At 37.3% G+C, this 19,356-nt stretch carries 19 protein-coding genes and 1 riboswitch; of the genes, 17 read left to right on the top strand and 2 right to left on the bottom strand.

Going from position 1 to position 19,356, the window contains the following annotated elements; genetic code table 11:
• Positions 1–4 precede the first annotated feature (4 nt).
• The 7 genes from resB to ACK3CR_RS21255 all read left to right on the top strand — a co-directional run bounded on the left by resB (position 5) and on the right by ACK3CR_RS21255 (position 7,871).
• Positions 5–1,630: a cytochrome c biogenesis protein ResB gene (resB, locus tag ACK3CR_RS21285; RefSeq protein WP_243517909.1), complete on the top strand. Its 1,626-nt coding sequence runs from the start codon at positions 5–7 to the stop codon at positions 1,628–1,630.
• The gene (gene ccsB / locus ACK3CR_RS21280) at positions 1,627–2,811 is read left to right on the top strand and encodes a c-type cytochrome biogenesis protein CcsB (protein ID WP_328122332.1); all 1,185 of its coding nucleotides are present in this window, start codon (positions 1,627–1,629) and stop codon (positions 2,809–2,811) included. Before resB ends, ccsB begins: the two co-directional genes overlap by 4 nt.
• A 124-nt stretch (positions 2,812–2,935) precedes the next feature.
• Positions 2,936–3,652 (top strand): response regulator transcription factor, encoded by a 717-nt coding sequence (locus tag ACK3CR_RS21275; RefSeq protein ID WP_124049494.1) that lies wholly within the window; start codon positions 2,936–2,938, stop codon positions 3,650–3,652.
• Positions 3,649–5,415 carry an ATP-binding protein gene (locus tag ACK3CR_RS21270; protein ID WP_243517914.1) on the top strand — a complete coding sequence of 589 codons (1,767 nt, stop codon included), beginning with the start codon at positions 3,649–3,651 and terminating at the stop codon, positions 5,413–5,415. Before ACK3CR_RS21275 ends, ACK3CR_RS21270 begins: the two co-directional genes overlap by 4 nt.
• Positions 5,416–5,537: 122 nt before the next feature.
• Positions 5,538–6,068, top strand: coding sequence for a sigma-70 family RNA polymerase sigma factor (locus ACK3CR_RS21265; protein WP_410914338.1), 531 nt, complete (start codon positions 5,538–5,540; stop codon positions 6,066–6,068).
• A 148-nt stretch (positions 6,069–6,216) separates the two neighbouring features.
• On the top strand, positions 6,217–6,906 hold the full coding sequence (locus tag ACK3CR_RS21260; RefSeq protein ID WP_243517920.1) for a peptidoglycan DD-metalloendopeptidase family protein: 690 nt from the start codon (positions 6,217–6,219) through the stop codon (positions 6,904–6,906).
• 104 nt (positions 6,907–7,010) lie between these two features.
• Positions 7,011–7,131, top strand: a riboswitch (FMN riboswitch).
• A 143-nt stretch (positions 7,132–7,274) separates the two neighbouring features.
• A complete protein-coding gene (locus ACK3CR_RS21255) occupies positions 7,275–7,871 on the top strand; it encodes an ECF transporter S component (protein ID WP_488976089.1) in 597 nt (198 codons plus the stop codon).
• 37 nt (positions 7,872–7,908) lie between these two features.
• Here ACK3CR_RS21255 and ACK3CR_RS21250 read toward each other — a convergent pair whose 3' ends face one another.
• Positions 7,909–8,157, bottom strand: coding sequence for a ferredoxin (locus tag ACK3CR_RS21250; RefSeq protein WP_019391647.1), 249 nt, complete (start codon positions 8,155–8,157; stop codon positions 7,909–7,911).
• A gap of 360 nt (positions 8,158–8,517) precedes the next feature.
• On the opposite strand from ACK3CR_RS21250, the gene ACK3CR_RS21245 reads away from it, so the two are divergent.
• The 9 genes from ACK3CR_RS21245 (at position 8,518) to ACK3CR_RS21205 (ending at position 17,417) form a co-directional block, all read left to right on the top strand.
• Complete coding sequence (locus ACK3CR_RS21245) at positions 8,518–9,588, top strand: YpbB family protein (RefSeq protein ID WP_243517923.1); 1,071 nt, start codon at positions 8,518–8,520, stop codon at positions 9,586–9,588.
• Positions 9,579–11,111 carry a RecQ family ATP-dependent DNA helicase gene (locus tag ACK3CR_RS21240; protein ID WP_243517926.1) on the top strand — a complete coding sequence of 511 codons (1,533 nt, stop codon included), beginning with the start codon at positions 9,579–9,581 and terminating at the stop codon, positions 11,109–11,111. The genes ACK3CR_RS21245 and ACK3CR_RS21240 overlap by 10 nt, the downstream gene beginning before the upstream one ends.
• A complete protein-coding gene (locus ACK3CR_RS21235; RefSeq protein ID WP_268584484.1) occupies positions 11,098–11,667 on the top strand; it encodes a CPBP family intramembrane glutamic endopeptidase in 570 nt (189 codons plus the stop codon). The genes ACK3CR_RS21240 and ACK3CR_RS21235 overlap by 14 nt, the downstream gene beginning before the upstream one ends.
• A 68-nt stretch (positions 11,668–11,735) precedes the next feature.
• Positions 11,736–12,194 carry a DUF2663 family protein gene (locus tag ACK3CR_RS21230; protein WP_243517933.1) on the top strand — a complete coding sequence of 153 codons (459 nt, stop codon included), beginning with the start codon at positions 11,736–11,738 and terminating at the stop codon, positions 12,192–12,194.
• A 164-nt stretch (positions 12,195–12,358) separates the two neighbouring features.
• On the top strand, positions 12,359–13,111 hold the full coding sequence (locus tag ACK3CR_RS21225; RefSeq protein ID WP_328122327.1) for a metallophosphoesterase: 753 nt from the start codon (positions 12,359–12,361) through the stop codon (positions 13,109–13,111).
• A gap of 90 nt (positions 13,112–13,201) precedes the next feature.
• Positions 13,202–14,107 (top strand): MerR family transcriptional regulator, encoded by a 906-nt coding sequence (locus ACK3CR_RS21220; protein WP_243517940.1) that lies wholly within the window; start codon positions 13,202–13,204, stop codon positions 14,105–14,107.
• Between the two features lie 121 nt (positions 14,108–14,228).
• The gene (locus ACK3CR_RS21215) at positions 14,229–14,828 is read left to right on the top strand and encodes a genetic competence negative regulator (protein ID WP_488976218.1); all 600 of its coding nucleotides are present in this window, start codon (positions 14,229–14,231) and stop codon (positions 14,826–14,828) included.
• A 204-nt stretch (positions 14,829–15,032) separates the two neighbouring features.
• On the top strand, positions 15,033–16,313 hold the full coding sequence (locus ACK3CR_RS21210; protein WP_243517943.1) for a Glu/Leu/Phe/Val family dehydrogenase: 1,281 nt from the start codon (positions 15,033–15,035) through the stop codon (positions 16,311–16,313).
• Between the two features lie 144 nt (positions 16,314–16,457).
• The gene (locus ACK3CR_RS21205; protein WP_243517946.1) at positions 16,458–17,417 is read left to right on the top strand and encodes a YpdA family putative bacillithiol disulfide reductase; all 960 of its coding nucleotides are present in this window, start codon (positions 16,458–16,460) and stop codon (positions 17,415–17,417) included.
• A gap of 25 nt (positions 17,418–17,442) precedes the next feature.
• Here the strand turns inward: ACK3CR_RS21205 and ACK3CR_RS21200 are convergent, their stop codons facing one another.
• Entirely contained in the window at positions 17,443–18,408 is a 966-nt protein-coding gene (locus tag ACK3CR_RS21200) for an asparaginase (RefSeq protein ID WP_243517949.1), read from the bottom strand.
• A gap of 114 nt (positions 18,409–18,522) precedes the next feature.
• Here ACK3CR_RS21200 and prsW point away from each other — a divergent pair, with 114 nt between their 5' ends.
• Positions 18,523–19,197, top strand: coding sequence for a glutamic-type intramembrane protease PrsW (gene prsW, locus ACK3CR_RS21195; RefSeq protein ID WP_243517951.1), 675 nt, complete (start codon positions 18,523–18,525; stop codon positions 19,195–19,197).
• The last annotated feature ends 159 nt before the right edge of the window (positions 19,198–19,356 follow it).

The raw sequence follows: 19,356 nt of genomic DNA, 5'->3' as shown, positions 1-19,356 counted from the left end.
AAACATGAAAGAAGTGAAATGTGAATGTGGCCATGTGAATCCACACGGAACAATTTTATGTGAAGCATGTGGAAAACCAACAAATGGTGAGAATTCTAAAAAGCTGTTAGATATGAGGTATGAAGGAAGTGCGAGAAGATCGCAGACGTATAACAAAACAGTAATTGATCATATTTGGAACTTCTTCTCGTCTGTAAAAGTAGGAATATGGCTTATTGTTTTAACCCTTATTGCCTCAGCTTTTGGAACGATTTATCCTCAGGAAGCGTACATTCCGATTAATGCAGATCCTTCGACTTATTATGAAGAACAATACGGAACACTTGGTGCTCTTTACTATCAACTTGGTTTTCACAATTTATACAGCTCATGGTGGTATCTACTTCTTATTGCTTCAATTGGAATTTCTCTTGTTATTTGTAGTCTAGACCGAGTTATTCCCCTTCATCGAGCATTGAAAAAACAGCGTGTCACCCGACATGAATCTTTTTTACAACGACAGCGTTTTTTTAGCGTAACCGAAAATCCGATAGAATCCGATATTAATAAGGTAGAAGAACGGTTGAAAAAGAGAGGATACAGGGTTAAAAAAGAAGAAGGCAATTTGTTAGGTGAGAAAGGGCGTTTTTCAAGGTGGGGCCCTTATGTTAATCATATTGGACTTATTATCTTTCTTATTGGAGCAATGCTTAGGGTTGTTCCAGGGATGTATATTGATAAAACAATGTGGCTTCGTGAAGGAGAAACAAAGGCCATTCCCGGTACAAATGGGGAATATTTTTTGGAAAATAATCAATTTATCTATGAGGAGTATGGAAAAGACTCTGATGAAGTATTTCAAAAAACAATTGATCGCGTAGGAGCGGTAGCTAAAAATTATCAAACAGACGTAACCCTTTATAAAGGACAAGAAGGGAAGATTGCAGGAGAAGATCAGAAACTTGTAAAACAAAAAGACTTTCCTATCAAAGTGAATGAGCCTTTAAAATTTGAGGGATATGCTGTTTATCAAGTTGATTACCGATTAAATGAGCTAAGTGAAATGAAGCTATCGTTAGACGACAAACAAAGTGGAGAAAGCTTTGGAACAATCTCTATTGATTTACATAATCCAAAAGATACGTATAAGCTAAAAGATGGCTATAGAGTGGAGATTTTAAGCTATTTTCCTGATTTTTATTTTAATGAAGAAGGAAATCCTGATACAAAAACGAAAACTCCTTCAAATCCGGCTTTTGTGTTTAAAATGTTCACCCCAGATCGGCAGGAGGGAGAAACAAGTTTTGTAGCCATTAGACAAAATGTCGAACCTCTAGGAGAGAATAAGTATAAGATGACGTTTGCGGGAATTGATACGAAAAATGTGACAGGGCTTACTGTTCATAAAGACTCTACCCTCTGGATACTAGGACTAGGTGGATTAATCTTTATGATTGGGGTTATTCAAGGTATGTATTGGAATCATCGTCGTATTTGGATTCAACATACAGCTCAAGGGTTATTTATGGCAAGTCATACAAACAAAAACTGGTTTGGACTAAAACGAGAGCTTGAAAAAGTAATAGAAGGAACAGCAATTGTGATGCCAGAGGATCAGCAAGAAAAGAAAAAGGGAGGGGATAAGGCATGAACTTAGTTAGTTTAAGTGGAAACTTACTTTATACAGCTTTTATCGTCTACTTAATTGCAACGCTTTTTTTCGGGGGAGCTATCAGATCAAAAAAAGTAGAGCGCAACAATAGAAAAAACAAATTTGCAACATTTGGTATTTTGTTAGCGATTGTAGGATTTGTCGCACAAGCAGGTTATTTTGTTACCCGATGGATTGCAGCAGGACACGTTCCTGTGAGTAATTTATTCGAATTTATGACGTTTTTCTCACTTATGCTTGTTGGGGCATTTATTTTGCTATACTTTATGTATAGATTAAGTTCACTTGGGGTTTTTACCCTTCCTATCGCCCTTTTACTAATTGCTTATGCAAGCATGTTCCCGCGGGATATTTCACCTCTTATTCCCGCGCTGCAAAGTCACTGGCTTTATATTCATGTCACAACAACAGCGCTTGGCCAAGCCATCTTAGCCGTTAGCTTTGCAGCAGGCCTTATCTATTTAATTAAGGAAGTTGATCAAACTAAAAGAGGGAAGAGGACGTTTTGGCTTGAAGTTGTGTTGTATAGCCTTGTTACAACACTTGCATTCGTCATTATTACCTCATCTTTTCGAATTGCAGATTATGAAGCAACATTTTCGTGGGTTGATAAGCATGGTGAGAAAGCAGAAGCAGTGTATCATCTTCCAGCACTTGTTGGACCAAACGAACACGAGCTTGTAACAGAAGGAAAACTGAGCCCATTTGTAGAAGTGCCTGCACTTATTAACGCAGCTAAACTTAATACATGCATTTGGTCCATCATTGGCGGCTTGATTCTCTATGTAGTATTACGATTGGTTTTACGCAGAAGGCTTGGAGAAGCTTTAAAACCGCTTGTACGAAATGCAAACTCAGAGTTAGTAGATGAAATTAGCTACCGTTCTGTAGCAATTGGGTTTCCGGTATTCACTCTTGGTGCTCTTATTTTCGCAATGATATGGGCTCAAATAGCGTGGACAAGATTTTGGGGATGGGACCCGAAAGAAGTTTGGGCTCTTATCACATGGCTCTTTTATGCAGCGTTTTTACATCTCCGTCTTTCAAAAGGATGGCATGGTGAAAAATCAGCATGGCTTGCTGTGATAGGATTTGCCATTATTATGTTTAACCTTATTGCTGTTAACTTAATTTTAGCAGGGCTTCATTCATATGCTTAAGCCTTCACAACTGTGAAGGTTTTTCAATTGCAGAGAAAGGGCATAAAAACGTATGATAGGGATGAATCTAGGAGTACAATAAACGATAATAAGTCGTACATAAGAGAAACTAGGAGGTAAGAAAATGGACGTAGCTGCACGAATTTTAATCGTAGATGATGAAGAAAGAATTAGAAGACTATTGAAAATGTATCTAGAGCGTGAAGGGTATGCTATTGATGAAGCTTCAAATGGGGATGATGCAGTAGCAAAAGCGCTTGAGACAGACTATGACATGATTTTGCTTGATATCATGATGCCTGGAAAAGATGGCCTTGAAGTATGCAAAATTATAAGAGAGAAAAAATCCACACCAATTGCAATGCTAACAGCTAAAGGGGAAGAAGCAAACCGTGTCCAAGGATTTGAAATTGGAGCAGATGACTATATTGTAAAACCATTCAGTCCACGTGAAGTTGTGCTTCGCGTAAAAGCTCTTCTGCGCCGCTCTTCTCAAACATCATATTTAACAACGGAAACAAAAGCAAAAGACTTGCTTGTATTTCCACACCTTACAATTGATAATGATGCCCATCGGGTTACAGCTGAAGGAAAAGAAGTAAGCTTAACACCAAAAGAATACGAACTTCTTTGTTTCCTCGCTAAGTCTCCAGATAAAGTATACGATCGGGAGCATCTTCTTCGTGAAGTATGGCATTATGACTTTTTTGGAGATTTAAGAACGGTTGATACACATGTAAAGAGACTCCGTGAAAAATTGAACCGAAAATCAGAAAAGGCAGCAAGTATGATTGTAACGGTATGGGGAGTTGGCTACAAGTTTGAGGTTGGCAATGAATGAGACTTTGGCGAAGTGTTGTAGGGAAGCTTTGGATTACAATCATTCTGCTTCTTTCTGTCGTTTTATTCATTCTAACCATTTTACTTCTTGAGTTTTTCGAAAACTATATTGTTGATCAAGCCGAAGAGGATTTGAACAGTACGAGCAAGCAAGTTGCTCATTTTGTAGAAGAAATGGAAGATGGAGATTTAGCTTTAAAGGCGACATGGAATCTCATTGATGATGCAAATATTATCGTACAAAAAGGAAATGAATATAGCTTTTCACCGAATATTCGAGAAGACAAAAAGCAGATTGAGAAATTCTTAAAAGAAGACAGCTATTTCAAAAACAGTGCAAATGGAACAGAGATGAGGAAGAAAGAAACAACCTTAAACCTTTCAAAAGAAGGGCAATCAGATCAAATCTACATCGTTTCAATGCCGTTTACAATGTCTTCTGGAGAGAAAGGAGCCGTATATTTATATCAGCCTCTTTCTTATCTACAAGAGCCTTCTCGTCAAACAACAAAATTTATTCTTTTAGCAGCTGGGATTGCTATTATTTTAACGACAATTTTTGCCTTCTTCCTTTCTACAAGGATTACAGCTCCTCTTCGTAAAATGAAACAAGCTGCATTTGAAGTAACGAAAGGAAACTTTGATACAAAAGTTCCTATTTTAACGTATGACGAAATTGGAGAGCTCGCTATTGCTTTCAATCAAATGGGGCGTCAACTTAAATATAATTTAAATGCACTGAATCAAGAAAAAGAACAGCTTTCAAGTATTTTAAGCAGTATGGCAGATGGAGTTATTACCTTTAGCCGAAATGGCACTATTCTTATTACAAATCCACCTGCCGAACAGTTTTTGCAAGCTTCTCTCTATGAACAAAAAATTGATATTACAAATGCATCAGGTCTTTCATCAAAAGTGCAGCGTTTGTTAGAAGAAGTTGTTCAAACAGAGCAGGAGCAAGTAACTGAGATGACAGTACAAGGAAGAACATGGGTTATCCTAATGTCTCCGCTGTATAATCAAACGAAAATACGTGGAGCTGTTGCTGTTATCAGGGATATGACAGAAGAGCGCAGGCTTGATAAGCTTCGTCAAGATTTTGTTGCTAATGTTTCGCATGAATTAAGAACGCCGATATCAATGCTGCAAGGCTACAGTGAAGCAATTGTTGATGATATTGCTTCAACAGAAGAAGAAATGAAAGAAATTGCAAAAGTTATCCATGATGAATCATTAAGAATGGGTCGTCTTGTAAATGAACTGTTAGATTTAGCAAGAATGGAAGCAGGTCATATTAGACTTTCAATTGATGAAGTAGACATTGAATCGTTTACAGAACGAGTGCTTCGGAAGTTTCAGGGTGTCGCAAAAGAAGAGAATATTGGGCTTCATTTATCGTTAGAATCACTTCAAAGACAAGAAGTGAAAATTGATGCGGACAAGCTAGAGCAAGTCTTAACAAACCTTATTGACAATGCTATTCGTCATACACAAGGAGAAGGAGCTGTAACATTAGAAGTCGAAAGTTTACCTAGTGCTCTTTCTCTTAAAGTACAGGACACAGGAGCAGGTATTGCTGAAGAAGATTTGCCGTTTGTTTTTGAACGCTTTTATAAAGGAGACAAAGCAAGAACAAGAGGAAAAGCAGGAACTGGTCTTGGACTTGCAATTGCTAAAAATATTGTTGAAGCTCATGAGGGAACAATCCGTGTTCATAGTACATTAGGAAAAGGCACAACATTTTCAATTCGACTGCCGCAATAGAGAGAAAAAAGCTAGAAAAGGGCCATCTTTTTCTAGCTTTTTTCTTTTCGTTTAGGTAAATTTAAATTACCATTTATTAGTATTTAAATCCTTTTATAAAGGTTAGGGGAGGGGGAGAGATGATGAACACTGTACTTGAGCGGCTATATATAACATATCATCAAGATTTGCTTCGATTTTTAGTATATACAGTGAAAAATCGAGAGAAAGCAGAAGACTTAGCACAGGAAGTGTATATACGTGTTTTGAAATCTTGCAGTAAATTTGAAGGAAACTGTAATGAAAAGACGTGGCTTTTTACAATTGCTAAAAATACTGCAATAGACTATTTTAGAAAAGAAAAAGGTTTAAAAGAGTGTTGTCTTTTATCAAGTTGGCGGAAGCACATTTGTTGTGAAGAATCTCTTTCTCCAGAAGAACATACCCTCATTAAAGAAGAGATACAGCAGCTGTATGAAAGGCTCAGTACGTGCAAAAATGATTTTCAGCTTGTTTTACTTTGCCGTTTTATTCGTGGATTATCTGTTGGACAGACTGCCCATTTTTTAGAATGGTCAGAGAGTAAAGTGAAAACAACGCAGCATCGAGCCCTTAAAGCATTAAGGGCAGAAATGAGTGGAGGAAGAAAGCTTAAATATAAGCGTGAAATATAGTCAAGAAAAGGGTGATGTACAACATTAACTTTTTAACATTTTTCTGGATAAAACTCTTGAAAAACGTAAAGTATATGGGAGATGTCTTAAAATGGTAGGTACAGTTTAAGGCAGAGACTAAACATGTTTTTTAGGAGGAACTACAGCGATGAAAGCACGCATATTTGGAATTATAACAATAGTCGCTTTTATAGTTGGAAGCGGGTCTGTCCAGGGAAATGCTGAAGAAGCCGAACAGTGGATTTGGCCAACTGAGGGAATATTAACAGACTTATTTGGCACACGTCATGCTAAGCATTATGGCATTGATATTGCAGCTCCTATTGGAACAAATGTTGAAACAGTTGCAAATGGTAAAGTGACAAAATCCTATCCTTCCTCAACATATGGAAATGTTGTTTTTATTAAACAAAACAATGGATATGAAGCAGTATACGCTCATTTGCACAAACGTCTTGTAAAGCAAGGTGACACAGTTAGAAAAGGACAAATAATTGGTGAAGTTGGAAGTACAGGCCGGTCTTCGGGAAGTCACCTGCATTTTGAAGTACATAAAGGAAATTGGAATGAACATAAAACGAACGCCGTTGATCCTCTTCCTCTTCTTGATGAAGAAAAGCTTTATGCTTATTTAAGAGGGGGAGTTACAAGGGAAGTTTTTCAGTCTGTTTATGGAGAGACAACAGATGATGGGAAAGTGAAAACAACTGTTCAAAAAGGGGACACGTTATCAAATATTGCCGAGAAATACGGTGTATCAGTTTCAACTTTACAAGCGTGGAATAACTTAGATGAAACAACGATTTATGCTGGAGAAAAGCTTATCGTTCAGCAATGAAAGGTCTCCTAAAAGGAGATCTTTTATTGTTAAGGAAAGGAAAAAGGTTTTTATAATTTACTTTTAATTCGAGAAAAGTTATAATGAACATAAAATCACATATGGTTCATCTTCGGGGCAGGGTGAAATTCCCGACCGGCGGTTACAGCCCGCGAGCTTTCATTGAAAGCAGGATTTGGTGAAATTCCAAAGCCGACAGTACAGTCTGGAAGGGAGAAGGTGGAGGTTCAAACGTTTAATTTTTTAATTGTTAAACGTTTATTAAACGAGCTCTGCTAACTCCTTCAGCTATTTATGAAGGAGTTTATTTGCGTTTAATACAAGAACCTTTCTTCTTTGAGATGGATCGCAAAGAAGGAGAGAGGATTATGAACAAAAATAAAAAGACTCAAAAATTCGTTGCGATAGGAATGCTGAGCAGTATTGCTTATGTACTGATGATGCTTAATTTTCCTATCCCTATTTTCCCAAGCTTTTTGCTTATTGACTTCAGTGAGCTTCCTGCTCTTATTGCAGCAATTGTTTTTGGACCGCTAGCGGGAATTGCAGTTGAAGCAATTAAAAACTTCTTGTATTATGCTGTTCAAGGAAGTATGACAGGTGTTCCAGTTGGATCACTTGCTAATTTTATCGCTGGAGTTTTATATATAGTGCCCGTTGCGCTTATGTTTCGCAAGTTTCGCACCCGTAAAAGCATTACGCTCGGTCTTGCAGTAGGAACTATTTTGACCTCAATTGTTATGAGCATTCTTAATTATTATGTTATTTTACCGGCTTACACATGGTTTTTACAAGCACCAGCGATGTCAGATAAAATGCTTTATGCAACAGTTACAACAGCTATCTTCCCATTCAACATTATTAAAGGTGCTATTGTCGGAGTTTTATTTGGTCTTATGTATGCTAAGATGCACACTTGGATTGCCAAACGCTCTATTCACCCTTCAACATCTGTTTCAAAATAAAAAAAGCTCGTTAGGAACTATCCTAACGAGCTTTTTTCTATTCGTATTTAAGAGCGTCGCCTTCAAAAGGATCGTCCGCTACTTTGATAGACTCAGTTGGGCATCCTTCAAATGCATCCATCATGTCATCTTCAAGTGCCTCCGGTACTTCTACAACGCCTTCATTGTTGTCTAATGTTACAAATGCAATACCTTCATCGTCGTAGTCGTAGATATCAGGTGCTGCAGCTCCACATGCACCACAAGCAATACATGTGTCCTTGTCAACAATCGTATACTTTGCCATTATAAAGACCTCCTAAAATTCTATCCATCATATAAATTTTATGATTATTGTAGTTATCACGAAACAATACGTTTCATACTCACTAAACATTGTACGGCTGTTTGGATAAGTTTTCAATAGAAAAATCATTCTGTCATCCTAATGCTTATCTTAATAACAAGCTACAAGGAATATCTTGTTGAACCAATTCATTTTGTTCACTATAGTATTACCCGAAAAGGCGTAAGGAAAAACGAAGAGAAAATGTCCTTATTTTTCAATTGATCTTTATAGGCTATGCAAAGGGAAAAAAGTGTGTGAACAACAAATGCATGTTAAAATAAAGAAAAAAGAAATGTTATAAGGAGAAGCGCATCTATTATGAATTCTCTTCATATTGTAATGTTATTTTGTCTTCAACGCTTGAAAGAAGAGCGTACAATATATGGGGTTTATCATTTATTAAAAGGAAAGAAATCAGCCCAAACAATCCAAGATGGGCAAATCTACGGTCTGTCTTTTTTGTTCCAATCTTTTCCTTATTTAAAAAAACCATCCTTTGATAACATGATCACAGCCTTAGTTCAAAAAGAGGCTATCATCTCCAAAGGAGAACATATTTATCAAGTTACAGAAAAAGGTCACGAATATGTACAAAAGTGGTTAACGACTAATGAACTACCATCTTCACTGAACGGCTGGCAGTATGCTAATGTAACATACCCTTTTTGGAAACGTCTTCTTGTTCTATTTCAAACTGTCTCAAATTTAGTTTACGAAGAGAAGAAATTTGTTCCTGTGACAAGAGACGAGGAAACGTTAAGATGGTTAAAAAACTTTCTTGTGCGAAATGGACAGAATCGGACTGAATTAGCTCATCAACTCTTTCAAGAACTAAAGAACATTTTGAAGGAAACCCCACAGCTTAATGTGGAGATATTTGTACGACAATTTTCAGGGTATCAGTATGCAGGAGAAACAAATGTTCAACTTGCGAAAGAGTATAATATTGATGAGCATTATGTGCATCTTTGCCAACTAGCAACGGTGCATTTTATCATTCATATGTTGAAAAAGCAGAAAGATTTGTACAAGCTACTACAAGGGTTACTAACTGATTTTAATGTTGTTCTTCCCTTAACATCGTCAGCTAAGGCAACATATGAACTTATGAAGAGAAACAAGTCATTTGAAGATATTATGAGAATTCGTCGTTTGAAAAAAAGTACGATTGAAGATCATTTAGCTGAAATTGCCCTTTTTGTAGATGATTTTAGCCTCTCAGACTATGTAACAAATGCTGAACAAGAAGAAATTAAACGCGTTTATTTAAAGCTTAATACAAATAAATTAAAGCCTATCAAAGATGAAGTGTCATCTTCTATTACTTATTTTCAGATTAGGCTTGTGCTTGCTCATTTGACTAAAGAAAGGAGAGTTACATGGAGTTAGAAGATATTCTTTTTAAAAAGTTTGGCTACCAAACATTTAAGCCTGGACAAAAAGAAGTGATAAGTTCTCTTCTAGAGGGAAAGCATACGATAGCGGTTTTGCCAACAGGTACAGGGAAATCGCTATGCTATCAGCTCACAGGTTATATTATAAACAAACCGATTCTCATTGTGTCTCCGCTTCTTTCTCTGATGGAAGACCAAGTTCAGCAGCTTAAAATGAATGGAGAAAAGCGCGTGATTGCTTTAAATAGCTTTTTGCAAGAAAAAGAGTGGAAAAAAGCAGTGAACGAGCTTTCAAAATATAAGTTCATTTACGCTTCTCCAGAAGCACTACAAAATCCACGAACGCTGGATGCTTTGAAACGCATTGGCATCGCTCTTTTTGTTGTTGATGAAGCACACTGTATTTCACAGTGGGGGCACGATTTTAGGCTAGAATATTCAATGCTTGGATCAGTGTGGGAAAAACTTGAACGTCCAACTTGTTTAGCACTAACAGCAACTGCAACAGAAGCGGTTACCGAGGATATTGTGGCACATTTACATTTAGAAGATGTAACAAAGCTTATTTATTCTGTGAATCGTCCTAATATTGGAATGAAAGTTGAACGAGTTGAAAGTATAGAAGAAAAAAAAGAGCATGTACTGCGCTATGTGCAAAAAATGAAAAAACCTTGCCTTATTTATTGCTCAAGCCGAAATTGGACCGAAAACTTAACAGAATATTTGCTTGAAAATGGGGTAAGGAATGTTGCTTTTTATCATGGGGGGATGCCATATAATGAGCGCATTTTAATTCAACAGCAGTTTCTTCATAATCAGCTTGATGTGATTTGCTGCACAAGTGCATTTGGTATGGGAGTAAACAAGAAAAATGTTCGGTTTGTGCTCCACTTCCACCCCCCAACACAGCTTGAAAGCTACGTTCAAGAAATGGGAAGAGCAGGGAGGGACGGAAAAGAAAGTTTTTCTGTTGTTCTTTACGATGAGCGCGATGACGAGCTCGCTTTTCATCTTATGAGTAGCGAACTTCCTGACCGTTCGTTATGCTATGCTGTTTTATCTATATTAGAAAAGTACCAAGATGGAACGAACGTTTCGCTACTTGATCGAGATATGATCGAGACCTATGGTATCAATGAAGTTCACTGGCGCTTTATTCGTTTTCACTTGCAGCAAAATGGTATAATTAAAAACGAGAAACTAGCGAAGATGCACCATAAAGAAGAAATGGTTAACAATATCCAGAAAGCTGTGGAAAGCAGGCTTCATGATAAAGAAGCTCGTTTTAAAGAGATGAAAAAGTTTCTACTTTCAAAATCATGTCGCCGTTCCATTATCCTTGATTATTTTCAGAACGATAGCGAGCCTACTCCGCCATTATGTTGCGACATTTGTGGGATTGATGAAGAAGCATATGAAAAACGTGGATGTGTAAATGAGGATAAAAAACCGTATAGTTGGATAAATCATTTATCACATCTTTTAGGACAGAAAGAGGAAAAGTATGAACACTTCTAAGTATAGTGATAGAGAGCTGATTTGGAGTTTATATGGCACACAGGGGCTACTTTTTCTTCTCACAGTTGGGCTTTTATTCTTTTTGCATGATCAACCAGCAGAATTAGGGGAGTATTTTCAACTTGACTTTCGGGAGCTTTTTTTATTTGGCATGCTTCCAGCCCTTGTTGTTGTGGCAGTTGATCTTTTACTGACAATAAAGCTGCCAAGTCATCTTTATGATGATGGAGGAATCAACCGCCAAATTTTTCGCTCTCGTTCCTTTTGGCATATTGTCTTTCTTTGTCTTCTTATTTCCTTTGTAGAGGAACTGCTTTTTCGAGGAGTTGTACAAGCACATATCGGTCTTGTTGGAGCAAGTATTATTTTTGCGCTTATTCATGTTCGTTATTTAACAAAACCAGTACTGTTTAGCTCGGTTGTTTTAATGAGTTTTATGATCGGCTTGCTTTTTTGGTGGACGGATAACTTACTTGTAACAATGACGGCTCATTTTGTAATTGATTTTGTACTTGCTTTATATATTCGCTATATTGAAAAAGAAGAACATGCCTAAAAAAACATAATAATGACTAGGACAACCACATACCTATATTAACAAAGCGGAATGTAGGAGGAGTGGGCATGGATAAAGAAATTCAAGCGCTTGATCATCGTACAGATGAAGCGACAAAGTTTGTATTACAAAGTGTCGTGAAGCGGAAAAGAAAGTTTGATACGTTAACAAAAAAAGAAAAAAAGCTACAGGGGCTATTGCTTCTTTTGGCAGTCGGAATAATGGGATATACGTGGTTTTCACTTCAAACTTTAGAACAGTTAACGTTTCAATCCGTTCTTACTCATATGCTTGAACGGTCCATTTATTTTATGTTTATTCTTGTGATGGGAAGCCTTTTTTTCTATTTAAAATATGTTCATGAAAAATGTGAGAAGGCAGAAAAAGAATTTCACGAGCTTCGGTGTGAAATTATTCAGAAAGCAGGAGAATACTGGCCTCAGCCAACTAGATGGGAAGCGAGACAAGCCGTTTTCGCAATGATGATGAAAAAGTTTGATGTAAATTTATATCACGAGCATAAGTAGCAATAGGACAGACCCATATTCCGTTTTTTTTCATAGTATGAGTTTTGAATACTTTTTATAAAAAAATAAATTTTTAAAAATTCTTCTCTAACATTTGTGACCGTTAAGGGAGAGCAGATGTTGTATCACCAAGAAAAAGCAGGAGAAGTAGAGGAGGAGATATCGTGAAGTTTATATTTTCCATGGCGTTGTTTCCAGTTGCTTTATTAGGATACATGTGGAAAAATGCATTTGAAAACCGAATTGTGTATCATACGTTCCGTTTCCCGCAGTTTCCCGCTCGTGAAAAACTGCGTCTTTTTTTTATTTCTGATGTTCATAAAAGGAAAATAGATGACAAACTCATTGAGAAAATGAAGGATGAGGTTGACGCGGTCATTATAGGGGGAGACTTAACGGAAGAGGAAGTGCCTTTTCTTCAAGTAGCAGAAAATGTGCAAAAACTAAAAAGCTTAGCATCTGTTTATTTTGTATGGGGAAATAATGATTATGAAGCAGGAGAAGATGAGCTTTCAGAATTACTTGAAAAAAACGGGGTAACTGTTCTTCGTAATGAAGCAAAGTCGTATCTGTTGAAAGAGAATTCGATTGATTTCATTGGCGTGGAGGATGTTTCAAAACGGAAGGCAGATTTAGAAAAAGCTGTTCAAGGTGCAAAAGCTCCTTTTCGTTTGCTTTTGAGCCATAGTCCTTTCATTATGAGAAGGATAGAGGAGGAGATGAACATTTCCCTCGTTTTGAGCGGTCATACACACGGAGGACAAATTCGCTTTTTTGGATGGGGACCTTACGAGCATGGGGGAGTTTATACAAGAAATGGAACGACTATTTTAATAAGTAATGGATATGGTACAACGAAGGTACCTCTAAGGCTTGGTGCAAAGCCTCAGACACACCATATTACAATTACAAGCTAATGATACAAAATGTATACAACGTTTACACAAAAATACTGGTAACGTATAATTCAACTAGATAAAGAAACGATGTTTACTTGGAGGTTCGCAATGGCTTCAAGAGAAGGAAAATACAATATAAAAGCAATTTCACAGCTTGTAGGTGTTCAGCCTGGAACATTGCGTGCATGGGAGAGACGATACAATATAGTAGATCCTGTCCGTAATGATTCAGGTCATCGGTTGTATACGGATCGAGACCTAAAAACAATAAAATGGCTAACAGATAAAGTAAATAGTGGTTTTACAATTAGTCAAGCCGTTTCATTACTTGAAAAAGAGGCTGTTTTTTCAATAGAGGAAGAAGATACAGCAACAACAACCTCAAAAATCAAAGAAGATCTTTTGAGAGCTCTCTTATCTTTCCAAGAAACAAGAGCTCAGCAACTTATGGATCAAGCTTTTAGTCTTTATTCAATTGAGAAGGTAGTTATTGATATTTTAGGGTCGCTATTAATATCCATTGGAGATTTGTGGGAGAAAGGGAAAATTACAAGTGCCCATGAGCACTATGCATCACAGCTTATTAAAACAAGAATTGGGATTATTCTTTATTCATTTCCATCACCACCAATTATGCCGAGAGCAATTGCTGTATGTGGACCAAACGAGCGACACGAAGTTGGATTACTCATTTTTACGCTCTTTTTAAAAATGAAGGGTTTTGAAGTTATTTATTTAGGGAGCAGCGTCGATAATCAAGATGTAAAAATAGTTGTTGGAGAAGTTCAGCCTTTCTTATTGTTTATGTCATGTACAATGAAAGAAAACCAGGAAGAAACAATAGCTCTTGTAAAAGAAGTGAATCGGGAATTTCCTTCACTTTCAATCGGCCTTGGGGGAGCTGCTTTTTCAAGTGTGGAAGATGAAAGCATCCTTTCTTTTATTGTCGGTGATTCAAAACAAGAATGGGAACGTTGGATTAACATAAAATTAACAGAGATTCAAATGCAATAAGGTTGTCTTCTTTCTTATAAACATGTAAACTCTATTGTAACAGCACGAATGAACTCTTTTTCAATAAGTGCATATATTAAACTGTTAATGTCGTTGTTTCGGCGAATGGGGAGGGTGTATGATGAGATTAGAGCGCCTGAATTATAACAAGATAAAAATTTTCTTGACGTTTGATGATTTAACAGAACGCGGATTATCAAAAGAGGATATGTGGAACAACTCGTTAAAAGTCCAGCAGCTTTTTAGAGATATGGTTGACCAGGCGAGTGAAGAGTTAGGTTTTCAACCAACACAGTCGCTTGCTGTTGAAGTATTTGCTCTTCAAGCGCAGGGCATGGTCGTTATTTTAACAACAAGTTCTGAAGACCTCTCAGACCAAGAAGATGATGACTTCATGGACGACTATATTCAAATGCAGGTAACGCTAGATGAAAATCAGGACATTTTCTTTGAATTTTCATCTTTTGAAGACGTTATCCAGCTTGCAAATCGACTCTCCCCTTTAGATGTGAAAAGTGGTACGCTTTATTCTTATGGCAAACACTTTTATCTATTAGTGGACACAGAGAATGAAGAGGATTTGGATACAGAAACTCTTGTAGCGCTTTTGGCTGAGTATGGATATCCGTCAACGCTGACAAAATATCGCGTTCATGAATATGGGAAAATGCTCCTTGAAAAGAATGCGTTATCGTTTATAACTGAGAAATTTTCATCATGAAAAGAAGAGCGATTTTATATGACGAACGTTCGTCATATAGTCGCTCTTTTTTAAAATTTCTAAAGAAGAATTAATCGCTTTCAAGAAAGTCGATTTTTAAATGTGAAATTTTGCGTTTTTCTCTTTGCATCAGCATATGAAAGGTGTATACTATGTCATGAAAGAAGCACCATTTACTATATTTGACTGTGGGAGGTTCTCTAAATGGTTGCCGATAAAATGCAAACCAATGAACATGATGATAGAGATAAAAACGATGTATTAAAGTCAACTCAAACTGTTATACATAGTGCTTTAGAAAAGTTAGGGTATCCAGAAGAAGTATTTGAGCTTTTGAAAGAGCCTTTACGATTAATGACAGTGAAGATTCCTGTACGTATGGATGATGGCTCTGTGAAAGTTTTTACAGGTTACCGTGCACAGCATAATGATGCTGTTGGGCCAACAAAGGGAGGAATTCGTTTTCACCCGGGTGTAACAGAAAAAGAAGTTAAAGCGCTTTCTATTTGGATGAGTTTGAAATGTGGTATCGTTGATCTTCCTTATGGTGGTGGAAAAGGCGGTATTGTATGTGACCCACGTAATATGTCATTTGGTGAGCTTGAGCGCTTAAGTCGCGGCTATGTAAGATCCATTAGCCAAATTGTTGGACCGACGAAAGATATTCCAGCTCCAGATGTTTTTACAAACTCGCAAATTATGGCATGGATGATGGATGAGTACAGCCGAATTGATGAATTTAATTCTCCTGGTTTTATTACAGGAAAACCGCTTGTGCTTGGTGGCTCACATGGTCGTGAAACAGCAACAGCTAAAGGAGTAACAATTTGCATTCGTGAAGCAGCGAAAGCAAAAGGGATTGAACTAGAAGGAGCACGCGTTGTTGTTCAAGGATTTGGAAACGCGGGCAGCTTTTTATCCAAATTTATGCATGATGCTGGAGCTAAAATAGTTGGCATCTCTGATGCATACGGAGCTCTTCATGATCCAAACGGTCTTGATATCGATTATTTACTAGATCGACGAGATAGTTTTGGTACTGTAACAAAGCTTTTTGATAGTACAATTACAAACAAAGAGCTTTTAGAACTTGAGTGTGATATTCTTGTCCCAGCAGCTATCGAAAATCAAATTACAGAAGAAAATGCAAATGATATACGAGCAAGCATTGTAGTTGAAGCAGCAAACGGACCTACAACGCTTGAAGCAACTAAAATTTTATCTGAAAGAGGCATTCTCCTTGTGCCAGATGTGCTAGCGAGCGCTGGTGGCGTCACTGTTTCTTATTTCGAATGGGTTCAAAATAACCAAGGTTATTATTGGACAGAAGAAGAAGTAGAGCAAAAGCTGGAAACAGTAATGGTCAAATCATTTCATAACATTTATAATATATCAAAAACGAGAAAAGTTGATATGCGCTTAGCTGCATATATGGTTGGCGTTAGAAAAATGGCCGAAGCCTCTCGTTTTAGAGGATGGATTTAAATCCCTATATTTGCATCCATTCAAAAAATCTCCTAATATAGATTAGGAGATTTTTTTAATTTATAAGAAAAAAGCTTTAATTTTACTTGCTCTTATACAGTTTAATAAATAGTGAAGTTTTTTTACGACTAAGGAGGAGCGGCAATGAAAAAGGAAAGAGTTATAATTGTTGGAGGAGGCCCTTGTGGACTATCTGCCTCGCTTGCTCTGCAAGCGGAAGGGATAGATGCCCTTGTTATTGAGAAAGGGAACATTGTGAACGCAATCTACCATTATCCAACACATCAAACATTTTTTAGTTCAAGTGCAAAATTGGAAATAGGTGATGTTCCTTTTATTACAGAAAATCGGAAGCCAAAGCGTAATCAGGCCCTTGCATACTATCGTGAAGTTGTTGAACGTAAACAAATTCGCGTGAATGCATTCGAAAAGGTCGTTAAAGTGGAAAAGCAATCAAATGGAATGTTTCATGTTTTTACGGATAAGGAAATGTATGAAGCAGAGAAGGTAATCATTGCAACTGGTTACTATGACCATCCAAACTACATGAACGTAAAGGGCGAAGATCTTCCAAAAGTTTTTCACTATTTCAAAGAAGCACATCCTTATTACAACTGTGATGTTGTAGTAATTGGAGGGAAAAATTCAAGTATTGATGCATCGCTTGAACTTGTAAAAGCAGGAGCGCGAGTGACAGTGTTATACCGTGGTGCTGAATATTCACCAAGCATCAAGCCATGGGTGCTGCCAGAGTTTGAAGCCCTTGTTCGCAATGAAACCGTGCAAATGGAGTTTGGAGCAAATGTGAAAGAAATCACGGAATCGCATCTCACATATGTAAAAGGAACAGAAGTTCATAAGATTAAAAATGACTTTGTCTTCGCTATGACAGGATACCATCCAGATCATGCCTTCTTGAATAAGATGGGAGTTGAGCGTGATGAAGAAACTGGTCGCCCGCATTTTAACAGCGAAACAATGGAAACGAATGTTGAAGGAATTTATATTGCAGGTGTCATTGCAGCAGGAAATAATGCAAATGAAATCTTTATTGAAAATGGACGCTTTCATGGAGCTCTTATTGCCAAACATATTATTTCATAAAAAAGGCGAGCATTGTCGCCTTTTTTCATTGAGTGAAATATTGAGAAAGAACTTCGTGATTTGAAGTTGTTTCTAATGCAAGGGCGAGTTTGATACGAGCTTTCTGACCGTTCAACCCATTTGAAAAAATAATTCCAAGTTCTTTTAGCATTCTTCCACCGCCTTCATATCCGTACACATCTTGTGCAATACCATTAAAACAGCGGGAAACAAGAACAATTGGAATGCCTTTTTCAATATACTTTTGAAGCTGCGGTACAGTCTGAGGAGGCATGTTTCCTTGACCAAGTGCTTCAATAACGAGCCCATCTATTTTAAGAGAAGAGAGAGCTTGGAAAATCTGTTCATCCATCCCTGCATAAGCTTTTAAGAGAATAACATTTTTCTTCGTTTCTGTAATTGGAAAATGGTCGTGAGATGTTGGAGCATGATGGAAATTTACTCCACGCTTTGTTACAATTCCAATCGGTCCGTACTGAGGACTTTGAAATGTGGCCACATTACTTGTATGTGTTTTAGTAACGTTAGCTGCCGTATGAATCTCGTCATTCATGACGACGAGAACACCTTTATCTCCAGCTTCTTTACAAAGCGCAACTTCGACAGCTGAAAAAAGGTTGTGCGGTCCATCTGCTCCAAGCTCATTGTTTGAACGCATGGCACCAGTTAGTACAATAGGGACGTTTTGTTGTAGAACAAGATCAAGGAAATATGCCGTTTCTTCAAGTGTATCAGTTCCATGTGTAACAACAACACCTTCGGCACCCTTTTGGATTGCTTCTTCAATCCCTTGTGCAAGCTGGCGCATATGTGCAAGCGTTACGTGCGGGGACGGAAGACGAAAAATTTCTGAAATTTGAACATCAATTTCAATATCAAATAAACCTGAAAGATCGCTAAGCGGATGTTTATCCCCTGGCTTAACAGCTCCCCTTTGGTCTTCTTCCATAGAAATAGTTCCGCCAGTATGGATGATATGAATCTTTCGCATGTTTATCCCTCCTTATGAATTATGAACTAGGAATAGTAAATTCTTTTAACTGAAACCATTCTCAATCACTAATGAACATGGTACGATTAAAAAAAAGAGAAAAGAGGCGCTTGAATGCTCGCAATCATCTCAGCAGGCATTGCCCCTGGACTGGCGCTTTTGAGCTACTTTTATTTAAAAGATGAGTACGAAACAGAGCCAATCTCAGTTGTCTTAAAAACATTTATCTTTGGGGCAGTCCTTGTGTTGCCTATTATGTTTATACAGTATGTCATGCAAGAAGAGCAAGTGTTGCAAGGGGCATTTTTAAATTCCTTTCTTACAACTTCATTTTTAGAAGAGTATTTTAAATGGTTTGTACTCTATTTTACAATTTTCCAGCATGTGGAATTTGATGAACACTACGACGGCATTGTATATGGAGCCGCTGTTTCATTAGGCTTTGCTACTGCCGAAAACATCCTTTACCTTGTTGCGAACGGTGTGCAAGACGCTTTTGCTCGTGCAGTTTTACCTGTCTCGAGTCATGCTCTTTTCGGCGTTGTTATGGGATACTATCTTGGAAAAGGAAAGTTTTTTGGGAAAAGCAGCCGTAGAAAATGGCTCACATATTCTTTATTTATTCCCATTTTACTTCATGGAATGTACGACTATATCTTAAGAACGATTGATAATTGGATGGTATTAATGATTCCATTCATGGTTTTTCTATGGGGATTAGGGCTATGGAAAGTTAAAAAAGCTAAAAAAACAAAACCACCTGTGAGCGATTTTTTTACTCCTTCTTAATGTGAAAGATAAAGTTTAGAAGTTTATGGAAAAAAGATAAATTAAATGATTTCAACGTGTAAACCCCTTAAAAGCCCCTGCTTTTAAGGGGTTTTTCTTATGAAGGGAAGGAAAGGTGAGATCTGAATAAAATAGCGGACTTTACAAAAAATACTCTTA

It is taken from the genome of Priestia sp. TRM10 (assembly GCF_057808375.1).
Note: the sequence above shows the minus strand (reverse complement) of the source record. Positions and strands in the feature narration are given on the sequence as shown.